The sequence below is a fragment of the Brevundimonas sp. SL161 genome, assembly GCF_049896985.1.
Lineage (GTDB): Bacteria > Pseudomonadota > Alphaproteobacteria > Caulobacterales > Caulobacteraceae > Brevundimonas.
Genome location: NZ_JAFCVJ010000021.1, coordinates 15,937 through 30,224, shown reverse-complemented (window position 1 = coordinate 30,224; position 14,288 = coordinate 15,937). Strand labels below are relative to the sequence as shown.

The 14,288-nt window shown below is 66.6% G+C and carries 16 protein-coding genes and 1 pseudogene; 11 read left to right on the top strand and 6 right to left on the bottom strand.

Annotation, left to right across the window (positions count from 1 at the left end; genetic code table 11):
* Positions 1 to 15 precede the first annotated feature (15 nt).
* The 9 genes from ACP7AU_RS13600 to ACP7AU_RS13560 all read left to right on the top strand — a co-directional run bounded on the left by ACP7AU_RS13600 (position 16) and on the right by ACP7AU_RS13560 (position 7,808).
* Entirely contained in the window at positions 16 to 744 is a 729-nt protein-coding gene (locus ACP7AU_RS13600; RefSeq protein WP_426051757.1) for a TonB family protein, read from the top strand.
* Positions 745 to 815: 71 nt separating this feature from the next.
* Positions 816 to 3,275, top strand: coding sequence for a zinc-dependent metalloprotease (locus ACP7AU_RS13595; RefSeq protein ID WP_426051756.1), 2,460 nt, complete (start codon positions 816 to 818; stop codon positions 3,273 to 3,275).
* Positions 3,276 to 3,343: 68 nt separating this feature from the next.
* On the top strand, positions 3,344 to 4,099 hold the full coding sequence (locus ACP7AU_RS13590) for a hypothetical protein (RefSeq protein ID WP_426051755.1): 756 nt from the start codon (positions 3,344 to 3,346) through the stop codon (positions 4,097 to 4,099).
* Between the two features lie 99 nt (positions 4,100 to 4,198).
* Positions 4,199 to 4,567, top strand: coding sequence for a 30S ribosomal protein S13 (rpsM, locus tag ACP7AU_RS13585; RefSeq protein ID WP_425991014.1), 369 nt, complete (start codon positions 4,199 to 4,201; stop codon positions 4,565 to 4,567).
* Between the two features lie 9 nt (positions 4,568 to 4,576).
* Positions 4,577 to 4,966: a 30S ribosomal protein S11 gene (gene rpsK, locus ACP7AU_RS13580; protein WP_013268944.1), complete on the top strand. Its 390-nt coding sequence runs from the start codon at positions 4,577 to 4,579 to the stop codon at positions 4,964 to 4,966.
* Positions 4,967 to 5,060: 94 nt separating this feature from the next.
* A complete protein-coding gene (locus ACP7AU_RS13575; RefSeq protein WP_426051754.1) occupies positions 5,061 to 6,080 on the top strand; it encodes a DNA-directed RNA polymerase subunit alpha in 1,020 nt (339 codons plus the stop codon).
* 105 nt (positions 6,081 to 6,185) lie between these two features.
* Complete coding sequence (gene rplQ, locus ACP7AU_RS13570; RefSeq protein WP_303695910.1) at positions 6,186 to 6,605, top strand: 50S ribosomal protein L17; 420 nt, start codon at positions 6,186 to 6,188, stop codon at positions 6,603 to 6,605.
* Positions 6,606 to 6,696: 91 nt separating this feature from the next.
* The gene (locus tag ACP7AU_RS13565) at positions 6,697 to 7,158 is read left to right on the top strand and encodes a GNAT family N-acetyltransferase (protein WP_426036000.1); all 462 of its coding nucleotides are present in this window, start codon (positions 6,697 to 6,699) and stop codon (positions 7,156 to 7,158) included.
* Complete coding sequence (locus ACP7AU_RS13560; protein WP_426051753.1) at positions 7,155 to 7,808, top strand: glutathione S-transferase family protein; 654 nt, start codon at positions 7,155 to 7,157, stop codon at positions 7,806 to 7,808. Before ACP7AU_RS13565 ends, ACP7AU_RS13560 begins: the two co-directional genes overlap by 4 nt.
* 153 nt (positions 7,809 to 7,961) lie before the next feature.
* Here the strand turns inward: ACP7AU_RS13560 and ACP7AU_RS13555 are convergent, their stop codons facing one another.
* On the bottom strand, positions 7,962 to 8,354 hold the full coding sequence (locus tag ACP7AU_RS13555) for a hypothetical protein (RefSeq protein ID WP_426051752.1): 393 nt from the start codon (positions 8,352 to 8,354) through the stop codon (positions 7,962 to 7,964).
* Here ACP7AU_RS13555 and ACP7AU_RS13550 point away from each other — a divergent pair.
* Positions 8,235 to 8,906 (top strand): annotated as a pseudogene (locus ACP7AU_RS13550) (LysR substrate-binding domain-containing protein). The gene ACP7AU_RS13555 and the pseudogene ACP7AU_RS13550 overlap by 120 nt on opposite strands.
* Before the next feature lie 8 nt (positions 8,907 to 8,914).
* Here the strand turns inward: ACP7AU_RS13550 and ACP7AU_RS13545 are convergent.
* The 5 genes from ACP7AU_RS13545 to ACP7AU_RS13525 all read right to left on the bottom strand — a co-directional run bounded on the left by ACP7AU_RS13545 (position 8,915) and on the right by ACP7AU_RS13525 (position 12,857).
* Complete coding sequence (locus ACP7AU_RS13545; RefSeq protein WP_426051751.1) at positions 8,915 to 9,553, bottom strand: hypothetical protein; 639 nt, start codon at positions 9,551 to 9,553, stop codon at positions 8,915 to 8,917.
* A 128-nt stretch (positions 9,554 to 9,681) separates the two neighbouring features.
* Entirely contained in the window at positions 9,682 to 10,299 is a 618-nt protein-coding gene (locus ACP7AU_RS13540; RefSeq protein WP_426051750.1) for a response regulator transcription factor, read from the bottom strand.
* 82 nt (positions 10,300 to 10,381) lie between these two features.
* Positions 10,382 to 10,798: a hypothetical protein gene (locus ACP7AU_RS13535; protein ID WP_426051749.1), complete on the bottom strand. Its 417-nt coding sequence runs from the start codon at positions 10,796 to 10,798 to the stop codon at positions 10,382 to 10,384.
* 264 nt (positions 10,799 to 11,062) lie between these two features.
* Positions 11,063 to 11,926 carry a hypothetical protein gene (locus tag ACP7AU_RS13530; protein WP_426051748.1) on the bottom strand — a complete coding sequence of 288 codons (864 nt, stop codon included), beginning with the start codon at positions 11,924 to 11,926 and terminating at the stop codon, positions 11,063 to 11,065.
* Positions 11,916 to 12,857, bottom strand: coding sequence for an ABC transporter ATP-binding protein (locus tag ACP7AU_RS13525; protein WP_426051747.1), 942 nt, complete (start codon positions 12,855 to 12,857; stop codon positions 11,916 to 11,918). Before ACP7AU_RS13525 ends, ACP7AU_RS13530 begins: the two co-directional genes overlap by 11 nt.
* 225 nt (positions 12,858 to 13,082) lie before the next feature.
* On the opposite strand from ACP7AU_RS13525, the gene ACP7AU_RS13520 reads away from it, so the two are divergent.
* Complete coding sequence (locus ACP7AU_RS13520; RefSeq protein WP_426051746.1) at positions 13,083 to 14,288, top strand: saccharopine dehydrogenase C-terminal domain-containing protein; 1,206 nt, start codon at positions 13,083 to 13,085, stop codon at positions 14,286 to 14,288.

Sequence of the window (14,288 nt, the reverse complement as noted above, 5' to 3'; positions counted from 1 at the left end):
ATGGTAGAAGCGGCCGTGTTACATCCTCCATCCTCTCCGCGAGCCCGCAGTGCGGCCCGGGCCGGCGCCGTGGCGCTGGTCGTCCTGGTCCATGCCGGCCTGTTCGCCGCCGTCGGCATGGGACAGGTTGAGTCGATCGATGTGCCCATGCGCACGCCGATCGACGTCGAGCTGTTCCGCCCCATCACACCACCGCCGCCTCCGCCTCCCGCGCTGGTCGAGGTCGCTCCCGGCGGCGGCGCGCCCGCAGCGCCGTCCCGCGTCCATGTCACGCCCAAGCCTCCCGAGGTTCCGCCCGAACTGCCCGTCGCCCCGCCGACGCCCGCGGCCGCTCCGACGCTGGTCGTCGGAGCCTCGCCTACCGCCAGTCTGAACTCAGGCCTCGGTCAGGGCGGGCAGGGGACCGGGACGGGATCAGGAACGGGCGAAGGAGAGGGGCCGGGCTCGGGCTCGGGGCCGATCATCCTGCGAGGCGCCTCGAATGGTGAGATCCTGGCCTTCGTGCCGCCCGAAGCCAGGCGACAGCGGCGGTCGGGCCGAAGCGCGGTCAACTGTGTGATCCGCGCCGACACCCGACTCGAGGGCTGCCGGGTCGTCGATGAATCTCCCGGCGGCTTCGGCTTCGGTGAGGCCGCCGTCCGGATCGCCGAGACCCATTTCCGCTTCCGCCCGCCGACGACGGCATCGGGACGGCCGGTGGACGGGTTCCGCGTGACGGTCACGGTCAACTTCGGCCGCCAGTAGAGCCCCGGCGGTTTGACACCCGCTCCCCAATCACCCCCAGATGGGGCGCAGATTTTGCGTTGGGGGCGACCATGACTTTCAGGTTCGGCGGGACGGCGACGGCGATCGCTCTGGTATTGACCATGGGCGGCATGGCCCCTTCGGTCGTGATCGCCCAAACGACCCCCGTGAGCTATGCCGAGAGTGTCGAGGGCCTGACGCGGCAGGACGGCCTCCTGACCCTGTTCACCGATGCGGCGTCCGGCAAGCTTCTGCTGCAACTGCCCGCGCCCGGAGCGGACGGGACTCTGGCGCGCGTTATCCATCACACGGCGTTGCGAACCGGCGTCGGCTCGGCCGTAACCGGGCTGGACCGGGCACAGATCGGGGCGACCAACATCCTTGTCTTCCGCCGTGTCGGCAAACGCGTCGTCGCCGAATTCGAGAACCCCCGCTATCGCGCGCCGGCGGGCTCGGCCGAGGAGCAGGCGGCGGCGCGCGACGCCTTCGTCGGCTCGACCATCTGGGCGGGGGACGTGGTCGCCACGGCGCCCGACGGTTCTGTCCTCATCGACATCTCCGGTTTCGTGACCCGCGACGCCCACGGCATCGTCCAGGGGCTGGCAGGGCAGGGGACGCTGCGTCCCGTCGCCGACCTGACGATGGTCGATGCGTCGCAGGCGAAGTCCTTCCCCGACAATGTCGAGATGGAGGCCCGGCTGACCTTCTCCGTCGATGGCCCCGGCCCGGTGCTGCGCCAGATCGCGCCGGATGCTCGGCTGGTGACTTTCACCGTGCGCCACAGTTTCATCCGCCTGCCCGACGCTGGCTATGCGCCGCGCCCCTATGATCCGCGCACCGGTGCGATCAGCACTATCGTGACCGACTTCTCCGCGCCGCTGGACGAGCCGATTGTCAGCCGCCTCGCCAACCGCTTCCGGCTGGTGAAGACCGATCCGTCTGCGGCCCGTTCGACCGTGGTCGAGCCCATCGTCTTCTACGTCGACCGCGCCGCGCCCGAGCCGATCCGCTCGGCCCTGGTCGATGGGGCCATGTGGTGGGCCGACGCCTTCGACCGAGCCGGCTATATCGACGCCTTCCGCGTCGAGGTCCTGCCCGAGGACGTCGATCCGCTCGACGCCCGCTACAATGTCATCAACTGGGTCAACCGCGCGACGCGCAGCTGGTCCTACGGCCAGAGCGTCGTCGATCCGCGCACGGGCGAGATCGTCAAGGGCAGCGTTCTTCTGGGTTCCCTCCGCATCCGCCAGGACATGCTGATCTTCGAAGGTCTCGTCGGCGCCGGCCAGACCGGCGCGGGCGGCCCCAACGATCCGCAGGCCATTGCGCTCGCCCGCATTCGCCAGCTGTCGGCGCACGAGGTGGGCCACGCCATAGGCCTGCTGCACAATTTCGCCGCCTCGACGCAGGATCGAGCCTCGGTGATGGACTATCCGGTTCCCCAGGTCGCGGTGAACGGTGACCGCCTGGACTTCACGGACGCCTATTCGGTCGGCATGGGCGGCTGGGACCGGTTCGCCATCGACTGGCTCTACGCCGATGTCAGTCAGGCTGAACTGGACCGCCGGGCCGCAGCAGGGGCGGCGACCTGGCGTTTCGTGTCCGATCCGGACGCCCGTATTGGCGGCGATGCCCAGGCCTGGGGCAGTTTGTGGGACAACGGCGCCGACCCCGTCGCCGAACTGGATCACCTTATGCAGGTCCGCCGCGTCGCCCTGGAACATTTCGGACCCGACAACCTGCCCGCCGGCTCGGCCGTCAATGATCTGAGGCGGCGGCTGGTGCCGATCTATCTGTATCACCGCTACCAGGTCGACGCGGTGGCCAAGCTGGTGGCGGGCGTGGACTATGCCTACCCCATCGTCGGCGACGGGCATGAAGCGGCGACGGCGGTTCCGGCCGCGATCCAGCGCGCGGCCCTGGCGGGCCTGATCGGGACCCTGTCGCCCGCTGAACTCGACCTGCCTGACCCGCTTCTGGCCCTGCTGGCGGCCCAGCAGTCGGGCGATAGCGACCCGCAGCACGACATCGAGGTCTTCGCCTCGCGCCAGGGCCGGAACTTCGACGCCGGCAGCGCGGCGGAGGCGGCGGCGGACGTCACCCTTCAGGCCCTGTTCGCGCCCCAACGCGTCGAGCGGCTCACAGACATGGGGCGCCGCGATCCGGCCGCCCTGGGTCTCGCCGAGACGATCGACAGCCTGACCACGGCCGTGTTCGCGCCCGCTCCCGGTCGCCTTGGCGAGCCCGCGCGCCGTGTCCAGGCTCGCACGGCCCTGACCCTGGCCGGTCTGCTGCGGTCCGGTGCGGTGTCGGCGACCACGGCCGCCGTGGTCTCCGACCGGCTGGAAACGCTGGCCGGGCGGCTGGCGGCCTCCCGCGCCGCTGATCCGGTGCAGCGGGCGCACGACCGCTGGCTCGGCGCCCTGCTGCAGGATCGCGAACGCCTGGATCAACTGCTGGAGGCAAACCGGGTCGAGACTCCCACGCCACCGGGCAGCCCGATAGGTGCGGAGGCCTGTTGGCACTGCTGACCGGGGACTTGACCGTCTCGCCGCCGAGATCCAGCATCCGGCGTTCTCGGAATTAAGGGACGGGCGCGATGAACGGCGGCGCGGCGGTCAACGGGGCGGTCAATGTCGAGCGTCGCAGGCGAGCCGCAATCGGCGCCGCCGTGACGGCCCTTCACGTCGCCGTGCTGATCTGGCTGGGCGTCAGTGTGGTTCCCGTCCTCCCGGAGGTGACGACCCGGGCATTCGACGTTGTCCTGATGCGACCCGCGATGAAGCCGAACCCCGATTCCGACAGTCCGACCTCCAGTGGCGGCGCGGCCTCCGCCCCCTCGACCCTCCATCTTGCGCCCGAACCCCGTCTGGATGCGGTGGAGCTGACCGCACCTATTGAACCCGCGCCCCTCCAGCCTCTGGTGCTGGGCTTCGCGCCCCTGATCAGCCCGTCGTCATCGGCGGGGGCGGGGACGGTAAGCGGCGACGGCATAGGGGCCGGACCAGGGCCTGGTGCGGCCGGGAGCAGGGATGCGGTCCTCATCGAGGGACCCGCCGGCGCGGTCATCACCCAGGACGTGCAGTCGGCCGCGTTGGTGCAAGCCGGTCAGTCTCATGTCATTCTGCGTTGCCGGATACGTCTAGATCAGCGGCTGACGGGTTGCCGCGTGATAGGAGAGCATCCGCGCCCCTCCGGCTATCGCAGAGCCGCCCTCCTGCGATCGCGCGAGTTTCGCTTTCTGCCACCACAGCAGGGTGGGCGACCCGTCGATGGACGCTGGAAAATCGTCGCCATGGCGTTTCCGGCTGCCCCCGAGGCGGAACCCGTCACAGCGCTGGTTGACGGAAGCTGAATCACCTGTATAAAGCCGGCTTCCGCGAAAGACGCGCACGCTCCTGGTCTGTTGACCGGAGCGGTTTCTGCGTCTGATCATGCGCATCTGGAGAGCTACGTGGCCCGTATTGCTGGCGTCAACATCCCGACCAACAAGCGCGTGGAAATCGCGCTTCAGTACATTCACGGCATCGGCCCCGCCGCCGCCAAGGACATTGTGGGCAAGGTGGGCATCGAAGCCGCCCGCCGCGTCAACCAACTGACGGACGCCGAAGTCCTTCAGATCCGCGAGACCATCGACAAGGATCATACCGTCGAGGGCGACCTGCGCCGCGAGACGTCGATGAACATCAAGCGTCTGATGGACCTGGCCTGCTACCGCGGCCTGCGTCACCGCAAGGGCCTGCCGGTCCGCGGCCAGCGCACGCACACCAACGCCCGCACCCGCAAGGGTCCCGCCAAGCCGATCGCCGGCAAGAAGAAGTAAGACAGACACATGGCCAAGGAACCGGGTCGCGTAAAGAAGCGCGAGCGCAAGAACATCACCTCGGGCGTCGCCCACGTGAATGCGTCTTTCAACAACACCATGATCACGATCACGGATGCCCAGGGCAACGCGATCTCGTGGTCGTCGGCGGGTCACATGGGCTTCAAGGGTTCGCGCAAATCTACGCCCTACGCCGCCCAGATGGCCGCCGAAGACGCCGGCAAGAAGGCCCAGGAACACGGCGTCAAGACGCTGGAAGTCAACGTCTCGGGTCCGGGTTCCGGTCGTGAGTCGGCGCTCCGCGCCCTGCAGTCGGTCGGCCTGACCATCACGACCATCCGCGACGTCACGCCGATGCCGCACAACGGTTGCCGTCCGCCCAAGCGCCGCCGCGTCTAAGCGAACACCGCCTACGCCGACCCTATTCTCCGCCGGCCCTGGACGCACCTGACGAGGTAGCGAGGGGCCGGCGAACTCCATTCGAGGGACACCCATGATCGAACGAAACTGGCAAGAACTGATTCGTCCCGAGAAGCCGCAAATCGAACTCGGCTCTGACGCCCAGCGCAAGGCGCGCCTGGTGGCCGAGCCCCTCGAACGCGGTTTCGGCGTGACGCTCGGCAACGCCCTGCGCCGCGTGCTCCTGTCGTCGCTGCAAGGCGCCGCAGTCACCGCTATCCAGATCGACGGCGTCGTGCACGAATTCTCGTCGCTGGAAGGCGTGCGTGAGGACGTCGTCGACATCGTGCTGAACATCAAGCAACTGGCGCTGCGCATGCACGCCGAGGGCCCCAAGCGCATGACGCTGAAGGCCACCGGCCCAGGCCCGGTCACCGCCGGCCAGATCGACGTCCCTGCGGATATCGAGGTGCTGAACCCGAACCACGTCATCTGCACGCTCGATGACGGCGCTTCGGTGCGCATGGAACTGACCGTCCAGAACGGCAAGGGCTATGTCGCTTCGGAGTTCAACCGTCCGGAAGACGCCCCGATCGGCCTGATCGCCGTCGACGCCCTGTATTCGCCGGTCAAGCGCGTCGCCTATCGCGTCGAGCCAACCCGTCAGGGTCAGTCGCTGGACTATGACAAGCTGGTGCTGGAAGTCGAAACCAACGGCGCCGTGTCGCCTGTGGACGCCGTGGCCTACGCCTCGCGCATCCTGCAGGACCAATTGCAGATCTTCATCACCTTCGACGAGCCGAAGAAGGCTGTGGAAGCGACGGACGGCAAGCCCGATCTGCCGTTCAACCCGGCCCTGCTGAAGAAGGTCGACGAGCTGGAACTTTCGGTGCGTTCGGCCAACTGCCTGAAGAACGACAACATCGTCTACATCGGCGACCTGATCCAGAAGACCGAGGGCGAAATGCTTCGCACCCCGAACTTCGGCCGTAAGTCGCTGAACGAGATCAAGGAAGTGCTGACCTCCATGGGTCTGTCGCTCGGCATGGATGTGCCGAACTGGCCCCCGGAAAACATCGAAGACCTCGCCAAGAAGTTTGACGACCAAATCTAGTTTCAACCCTCCGCCCGGACCGTTTGTTGGTCATTGGAGCGGTTAGAATAATGCGGTCACGGGTCCGGTAAGACGGAAACCAGGGCCGGAGTAGGAGAGACCCCGATGCGCCACGGCGCCGCCTATCGCAAGCTCGGCCGTACGGCCAGCCACCGGACCGCCATGTTCGCCAACATGGCTGCGTCTCTGATCAAGCACGAGCAGATCACGACCACACTGCCCAAGGCCAAGGAGCTTCGCCCCTTCGTCGAAAAGCTGGTCACGCTCGGCAAGAAGGGCGACCTTCATGCGCGTCGTCAGGCCATCAGCCACGTCCGTGACGTGACCCAGGTCGGCAAGCTGTTCGAAACGATCGGCCCGCGCTACGCCGAACGCAACGGCGGCTATATCCGCATCATGAAGGCCGGCTATCGCCACGGCGACAACGCCCCGATGGCCGTGATCGAGTTCGTCGATCGCGACGTCGACGCCAAGGGCCTGGACTCTGGTCCGGTCTATGCGATCGAGGGCGACGACGAAGCGTAAGCTTCGACGCCACGGTTGAGCTATTGAAAGGGCGGCCCGAGCGATCGGGCCGCTCTTTTGCTTTTTCGCGCGCCGGTGCACGGTAAGGCTGATGAGCATCGAAATCCTCCCTTACCGCCCAGATCACGCCGCCGCCTGGATCGCCCTCAACGAATACTGGATTCTGGACGGTGGCTACGCCATCGAGGCCAAGGACCGGCTCGTGCTCGACGATCCGGACGGGTCGATCCTGTCCGGGGGCGGCGTGATCTTCATCGCCGAGCGGGATGGTGAGGCGATCGGCTGCTGCTCGCTGATACTCATGCCGGACGGCGGCTACGAGGTCGGCAAGATGGCTGTGGCGGCGGACGGCCAGGGCCTCGGCCTCGGGCGTCGACTGCTGGACGCCTGCGCGGCCCACGCCCGGTCGGCCGGCGCGCCGCGCCTCTATCTCGAGACCAACAGCGCCCAGACGCATGCCATCGCTCTGTATCGCAGGTTCGGCTTCGTCGATCTGCCGCCGCAACCGACTCCCTATGCCCGCTGCAATGTCTGGATGGAGAAACGCCTTTGACCGACCTCGTTCTCTACAGCCACCCGTTCTCGTCCTACTGCCAGAAGGCCATCGTCGCCTTCTACGAGAAGGACCTGCCGTTCGAGCAGCGGATGCTGGAAGACCAAGGCGCGATGGTCGAACTCGCGGCGTTATGGCCCTTCGGTCAGTTCCCGGTGCTGAAGGACGGCGACCGCCGCTTCGCCGAGGCCTCGATCATCATCGAGCGGCTGGACCAGATCGCCCCCGCAACCCCTTTGATCCCGGCTGATCCCGCCCTGGCGCTGGAGACGCGGTTCATGGACCGGGTGTTCGACAACCACGTCCAGTCGAACCAGCAGAGGATCATCTACAACGCCCTGCGGCCCGAGGCCGATCGGGACCCCATCGCTGAGGCCGAGGCGCGGGCGAAACTGGAGACCGCCTACGCCTGGCTCGACGACGTCATGGCCGACCGGACCTGGGCGGCGGGCGAGGTTTTCACCCTGGCCGACTGCGGCGCGGCGCCGGGCCTGCTCTACGCCCACTGGACCCATGCGATCCCCGAGAACCACATCCATCTATGGGCCTATCGCCGTCGCCTGCTGGCCCGGCCGACCTATGCGCGGGCGCTCGATGAGGCACGGCCATATCGCAACTATTTCCCTCTCGGCGCTCCCGACCAGGACTAACCCAGGGCGCAGTATAAGACGGCCGCCCAGATCGCGACGGCGGCCACGACATAGAGGATGCGGTCCCAGAGGGTCCGGCGCGGCGGGGGCGGGTCTTTGTCGAACTGCAGCATCGACCAGCTTCAATCCGAATTGCCTCCGGGCCGAAATCGATTAAACCGGCGGCAATCTGTGAGCTGAGATCACATGAAGTCCGTCGCCCCGCCGCCGCTCAACGCCTTGCGTGCCTTTTAGGCGTTCGCGCGCCATGGTGCCATGACGACGGCGGCGACGGAACTCTGCGTCACCCACGGCGCGGTCAGCCGTTAGGTCGCCGCGCTTCAGGAACATCTCGGCGTCGCCCTCGTTGTCGGCCCGCGTCACCGCCTGACCCTGACGCCCGCCGGAGCAGAACTGGCGGCGCGCCTGTCCGTCGCCTTCGCGACGATTACCGACGCCGTCGACGCGGCCCGGCGGGACGAACGGCGCGAGATCGAAATCTCCTGCCTCGGCACCTGCGCCCTGAAATGGCTGATCCCGCGCCTGCCCGGGTTCATGGCTCTGCATCCAAACATCCGGGTCAAGGTGTCGGAGTCGTATGCCGCCGTCGATTTCGCCCGTGACCGGCTGGACGGCGCCATTCGCATCTTCAATCCGGGACAGGCTCCCGCTCGCCAGGAGGCGACGCCGTTCCTGCGCCAGTATCAGGGCCCCGTCGGCGCTCCCTCCGTCACGCCGCCCGGAATGAGCATCGAGACCCTGGGCCGATTGCCGCGCCTGCACGCCTCGACCTTCCGCGAAAGCTGAGCCGTGTGGAGCGAACTGGTCGGGGTCCGGCTGCCTGCCGCCCCGCAGGAGCGAGAGTTCCAGCACAACAACTCGATGATCGAGGCCGCCGCCGCCGGCATGGGCACGGCCATCGCGCCGTGGGCCTTCGTTGCGCCCGACGTGACGGCCGGTCGGCTGGTCGCGCCGTTCGGCTTTGCCGAGCGGCCGTCGAAATTCGTCTTCCTGCGGCCGGAGAGCCGCCCGGACCGGTCCGTCGACGCCTTCCGTGACTGGCTGGTCGCGGAAGGGTCTGTCAGTCCGGGACCGCCCGTTTGCTGGAACGCCGCCTGACGTCTGCCTCAATGGCTCGTCGCCTCGCACGATGCAGGGGGCCGCGTTATGGGGCCGAGCTGGTCCGTCAGGTCGATGACCTCCCCGATCGGATCCGGCGACTGAGCCTCGAACGCTTCGGCGGAATACTCGGGGATATCGTATCCCGAGGACGGTTCGACATCGATTACCGGCGCAGCCTTCACTGTGACAGTCGTCGACCGGTCCAGCAGGACTGCCATCAGGCTCTGGCGCTCATGATCGTTCGCCTGGCAAAGAGCGTCATACCGAACGCGGAGCGCGGCCTCTGAGCGCTGGCTTTCGACCAGCCTGGTCTGGAACGTCACGATCACGCGGGCCAGGCGCTGAATCCCCTGGGCCGCGCCCTGCAGAGCGAGGTCGGTACCTGTCCTTCCGTCTGCCAGACCTTCGAGCTGTTCGGTCAGGGTGTCATAGGGTTCAAGCGTCACCCTGATGATGCTCCGTGCGATGAGCGCGCTGGCGACCCACACCAGAAAGCCTGTCAGACCTGCCGTGGTGACCGCCCCAATCAAGACCTCCCGGCCGACGGGAAGCATCAGATGGTCGGCGACGGCGACCAGGCGGTCGAACTCCAGCGCCACCCCGGCGCCGAGCAGTGTCGCCCCGAGCGCGCCGAAGATCGGCACCGACTGGCCCCTGAAAACCGATTTGACTCCACGTTGTGCGTTAATCATGAACCTGCCTGTTCGCAGGTTGTAGCCCGACGGCCCCTCGGGGTGGATATCGTAGTTATACCGGGAGCCGGGGCGGTCGCCTAACGGCCCGCGTCGAACCAGAGTCTGAGCACGGTCGACAGGCTACGCGCCTCCAGTTTCTCCATCAGCTGGGTTCGATACATCTCGACGGTCCGGATGCTGAGTCCCAACTCATGCGCGATGATCTTGCTGGGCGAGCCCTCCGCCAGTCCCTGCATCACCTGGGTTTCACGAGGCGACAACGAGTCGAGCCGGGCCGTCGCGTCCGCCTTGCAATCCGCGCTGTCTTGGGTCGCCTCCTGGCGCGCAAGCGCTTCAGCGACCATGCGCAACAAATCGGCGTCCAGATAGGGTTTTTCGAGAAAATACAGCGCGCCGGCCTTCATCGCGCGCACCGCGATATCCAATGCGTTCTCGCCGGTGAAAACGATGACAGGCATCGTCTGACCGGCCTGGATCAGCTTGTCCTGAACGTCGAGGCCGTCGGGTTCGGGCATCTGGATGTCGAGCAGGACGCAGCCCGGGTGTGCATCAGGGTGGGTGAGAAGAAAGTCGCTACCGGAAGCGTGGGTCTGAACCTCGTAGTCTGAAGCGCGGAGGACCGCCGCGCCATGCTGTCTTGCAGCCGCGTCAGCATCGACGATATGGACAATTCGATCGAAAGCCCTGTGATGCATTGACGCCCGTGACCGCGGATTTGCGAGGATAAGTCGTATACCCGACTCACTCGATCATACGCACGTGATCGAAAGCGGTTCCCTATTGCTCGCCCAGGTTAGTCAGTCCCAAACAGCCGAGTTTCCTTTCGCCGAGAACCGCGCATGCCCCGTGGGCGTTGGCCTGATCGAGGCCGACGATCCGGAATCTCGGGAGGGGAATCACATTGGCCGCTGGAGGGAACACGGGGCGGTCGGCGAGAGACGTGTCCTCGGCCGATGTCCATCCAGGGCTGTGCGGCCCCTCATGGGCCCTGTCGCGCGGTTCGATCGCGGGATCATACACGACGACTCGCAGACCCGGCTGCGCTGCAGGGGTTGCATCCGGGGAGCCGCCGGTCGCAACCGCGCAATCGGGAGCGACGGAGCAGGAGAGAGGCGCGTCCGGGGCCGGTACGGCGACCTTCCACATGAGGTAGACGCCGACGGAGAAGCCGAGCAACAGGCCGGAAACACGCATGACAGGACTCCCTGGCGACGGCTGCCAGACCCGTGCGGGTCCGAGCGGGAGATGGCGCCGCCAGAGGCTTGCTGACACTCTCCTGGCATGAGCCGTAGGCCTCGCCCCTCGCGGCGGCTATCCGGTATAACTACGCCGGTATAACTACGCCGGTATAACTACGCCGGTATAACTACGCCGGTATAACTACGCCGGTATAACTACGACGGTATAACTACGCCTGAATAACTACGACCGTCGGCCAAGCAAACGGGATGCCTCCGCCTATTCCTTCGAAAGGTCCTGGCGATTGAACCAGGCGATGGCGCCGGCCAGGGGGACCAGCAGCCAAAGGGCGAGGCTGACGATGGCCTTGAGCATCAGGCCGTCGGGCGCGGGCGGGGCGCCGACGCCGGCGGTTACCATGGCCTTCAGGGCGTCAAAGGCGAGGCCCGGCAGGAGCAGTTGTGATTGCCAGGCCGTCGGCTCCCACTGCAGGATCGCGAGGCCGGGCCCTCCCAGCAGGCTCTGGCCGAAGCCCAGCACCACCGGGACGAACAGGGTGGCCAGCAACGAGCGGGTAAGCACCGCCGTCAGCAGGGCGACCATCGCGTACTGGATGATGCGGATGTAGCCGAGCAGGAGCAGCAGGCCGAAGTCGGCCGCGTCGCCGCCGTCGAAGCTGAAGGTAATGCTGTTACCGTTGATCAGGGCCCCGCTCATCGAGAAGACCAGGCCCGCGATCAGGAAGACCACCATGGCCGCCAGGGTCAGGACCTTGAAGGCGCCGACCTTGCCGAGGATCAGGTTGAGCCGGCTGTTGCGCGCGCTGATCAGCCGCCACGTCTCCCAGCGGTAGTCGCCCGCATAGAGGGTCGCCGCGCCGATCAGCATGAAGACGAGGACGGCGCCGTTCGCGACGATGCCCGCACCCTGCACGAGGTCCTGACCCAGGTTGGTGACGGCGATCGAGGCGGCCGCGCCGGGCACCAGATCGCCGCTCACCTCCGCCATCTTCGACTTCGTGATCAGGTGGAACGCGGCCCCGCCGACGACGAAGAGCAGCGGCACGAACAGGGCCGACCAGAAGACGGCCATGCGGTTGCGAGACAAGCGATACAGCTCGGAGCGGACGGAATCAGCCAGCATGTCCGACCTCCTGAATGATTGTCTCCGGATGTTGCACGGAGCCGGTCTCGGACATGAAGACGCTCTCCAGATCGGCGCCGATCCAGCGAGCTTCGTCGATGTCGACACCGGCCTGGATCAGGGCGCGCAGCAGGGCGGGGGTGTCGGCGCGGGGCAGGGTGGCCATGACGGCGTCACCTTCCAGCACGCCCGACGCCCCGGGCAGGCCGGACACGATCTCCAGCGTCTTCGAGATCGGCGTCACCGACAGACGCAGCCGCTCGCCCGAGGCGGTCAACTCGCTGACGGCGCCTTCGCGCACCAGCTTGCCCCGGTTCAGGATGGCGACACGGTCGCAGACGCGCTGGACCTCCAGCAACTGATGGCTGGCCAGGATGACGGTGATCCCGTCGCGTTCGGCCAGCGACCGGATCAGGGCGCGCATCTCCTGGATGCCGGGCGGGTCCATGCCGCTGGTCGGCTCATCCAGGATGACCAGCTCGGGATCGGTGATCAGGGCGCCGGCGACGCCGAGTCGCTGCATCATGCCGACGGAAAAGCCGCGCACCTTGCGGTCGGCGGCCTCGGTCAGACCGACGCGCTCCAGCCAGCCGGAGACGCGCGCGGCGTCAGGCGTCAGCCCGTGGGCGGCGGACAGCCAGACCAGCACCTGGCGCGCTGTCATGAAGGGCGGGAAGCGCGGCGTCTCGATCATCGAGCCCATCCGCCGCGACGCCGCGACGTCGCCGATGCGCCCGCCCATCACCGAGGCCTCGCCGTCGGTCGGCCGGATCAGGCCCAGCAGGATGCGAAACAGGGTCGACTTGCCGGCGCCGTTCGGCCCCAGCACGCCATAGACCCCGCCGCGCGGAATGGAGAGGCTGAGCCCGTCCAGCGCACGGACTGCGTCGTAGGTCTTGGTCAGGTTCCGGGTTTCGATCACTGCGGTCATGCCCGACCATCGCCCGGCCAATCGCGCTCGGCAAGCGTGTGGAGGATTAAGCTTCCGACAGGATCGGCGGGGCGCGTCCTGTCCCTCTGGCGATCGAAATAAGGACGCCTGGCAACGCAAAACACCGGCCGGGACGGTTACGGGAAAGCCCATCCTCGTATAGGACCCCACCCAACGCGTCGATGTGACGGGTTTCAGGCGGTGCAGACTTCAGGAGTGCATGAGATGAGCAGGGTTCTCGTAATCGGGGCGGGGGGCGTAGGCTCCGTCGCCGTCCACAAGATGGCGATGAACGCCGACATCTTCTCCCACATCACATTGGCCTCGCGGACGAAGTCCAAATGCGACGCCATCGCCGCCTCGGTGAAGGAACGCACCGGCGTCGTCATCGACACGGCGGCCATCGATGCCGACGACGTCGCCGCGACCACGGCCCTGATCAAGGCCGTGAAGCCCGCGCTCGTGGTCAATCTGGCCTTGCCGTACCAGGACCTGAACGTAATGGACGCCTGCCTCGCGGCGGGGGTCCACTACATGGACACCGCCAACTACGAGCCGCGCGAGGAAGCGAAGTTCGAATACAGGTGGCAGTGGGCCTATCAGGACCGCTTCAGGGAGGCCGGTCTGATGGCTCTTCTGGGCTCGGGTTTCGATCCCGGCGTGACCTCGGTGTTCACGACGTACACGAAGAAGCATCTGCTGGATTCGATCGAGACGCTCGACATCCTCGACTGCAACGGCGGCGATACCGGCCTGCCGTTCGCGACCAACTTCAATCCCGAGATCAACCTGCGCGAAGTGACCGCCCCGTCGCGTCACTGGGAGAACGGCCAGTGGATCGAGGGCCCGGCCCTGACTCGCAAACAGGTGTTCGACTTCGACCAGGTGGGCGAAAAGAACATGTACCTCATGTACCATGAGGAGCTGGAGTCGCTGGCGAAATTCTATCCGGAAATCAGCCGCATCCGCTTCTGGATGACGTTCGGCGACTCCTATCTGAAACACCTCGAGGTGCTCGAGAACATCGGCATGACCTCGATCGAGCCGATGATGTTCCAGGGCCGCGAGATCATCCCGATCGAGTTCCTGAAGGCGCTCCTGCCCGAGCCGTCGTCGCTCGGTCCGTTGACCAGGGGCAAGACCAACATCGGCACCATCGCCACCGGCCTGAAGGACGGCGTGCAGAAGACGGTCTACGTCAACAACATCTGCGACCACGAAGAGGCCTATGCCGAGACCGGCAATCAGGCCGTCAGCTACACGACCGGCGTGCCTGCCATGATCGGCGCCGCGATGATCCTGACCGGCCAGTGGAAGGGTGCGGGCGTGGTCAACATGGAGCAGCTGGATCCCGATCCCTTCATGGACATGCTGAACAAGCACGGCCTGCCCTGGAAGGTGCAGGACCTGGACGCCCCGCTGGCGTTCTGA

What these genes read in the sequence shown, in the direction of transcription:
- ACP7AU_RS13595 (WP_426051756.1), top strand. Translation starts at nt 816, where the DNA reads ATGACTTTCAGGTTCGGCGGGACGGCGACGGCGATCGCTCTGGTATTG.
- ACP7AU_RS13590 (WP_426051755.1), top strand. Translation starts at nt 3,344, where the DNA reads ATGAACGGCGGCGCGGCGGTCAACGGGGCGGTCAATGTCGAGCGTCGC.
- rpsK (WP_013268944.1), top strand. Translation starts at nt 4,577, where the DNA reads ATGGCCAAGGAACCGGGTCGCGTAAAGAAGCGCGAGCGCAAGAACATC.
- ACP7AU_RS13575 (WP_426051754.1), top strand. Translation starts at nt 5,061, where the DNA reads ATGATCGAACGAAACTGGCAAGAACTGATTCGTCCCGAGAAGCCGCAA.
- rplQ (WP_303695910.1), top strand. Translation starts at nt 6,186, where the DNA reads ATGCGCCACGGCGCCGCCTATCGCAAGCTCGGCCGTACGGCCAGCCAC.
- ACP7AU_RS13565 (WP_426036000.1), top strand. Translation starts at nt 6,697, where the DNA reads ATGAGCATCGAAATCCTCCCTTACCGCCCAGATCACGCCGCCGCCTGG.
- ACP7AU_RS13555 (WP_426051752.1), bottom strand. Translation starts at nt 8,354, where the DNA reads ATGCAGAGCCATGAACCCGGGCAGGCGCGGGATCAGCCATTTCAGGGC.
- ACP7AU_RS13540 (WP_426051750.1), bottom strand. Translation starts at nt 10,299, where the DNA reads ATGCATCACAGGGCTTTCGATCGAATTGTCCATATCGTCGATGCTGAC.
- ACP7AU_RS13535 (WP_426051749.1), bottom strand. Translation starts at nt 10,798, where the DNA reads ATGCGTGTTTCCGGCCTGTTGCTCGGCTTCTCCGTCGGCGTCTACCTC.
- ACP7AU_RS13530 (WP_426051748.1), bottom strand. Translation starts at nt 11,926, where the DNA reads ATGCTGGCTGATTCCGTCCGCTCCGAGCTGTATCGCTTGTCTCGCAAC.
- ACP7AU_RS13525 (WP_426051747.1), bottom strand. Translation starts at nt 12,857, where the DNA reads ATGACCGCAGTGATCGAAACCCGGAACCTGACCAAGACCTACGACGCA.
- ACP7AU_RS13520 (WP_426051746.1), top strand. Translation starts at nt 13,083, where the DNA reads ATGAGCAGGGTTCTCGTAATCGGGGCGGGGGGCGTAGGCTCCGTCGCC.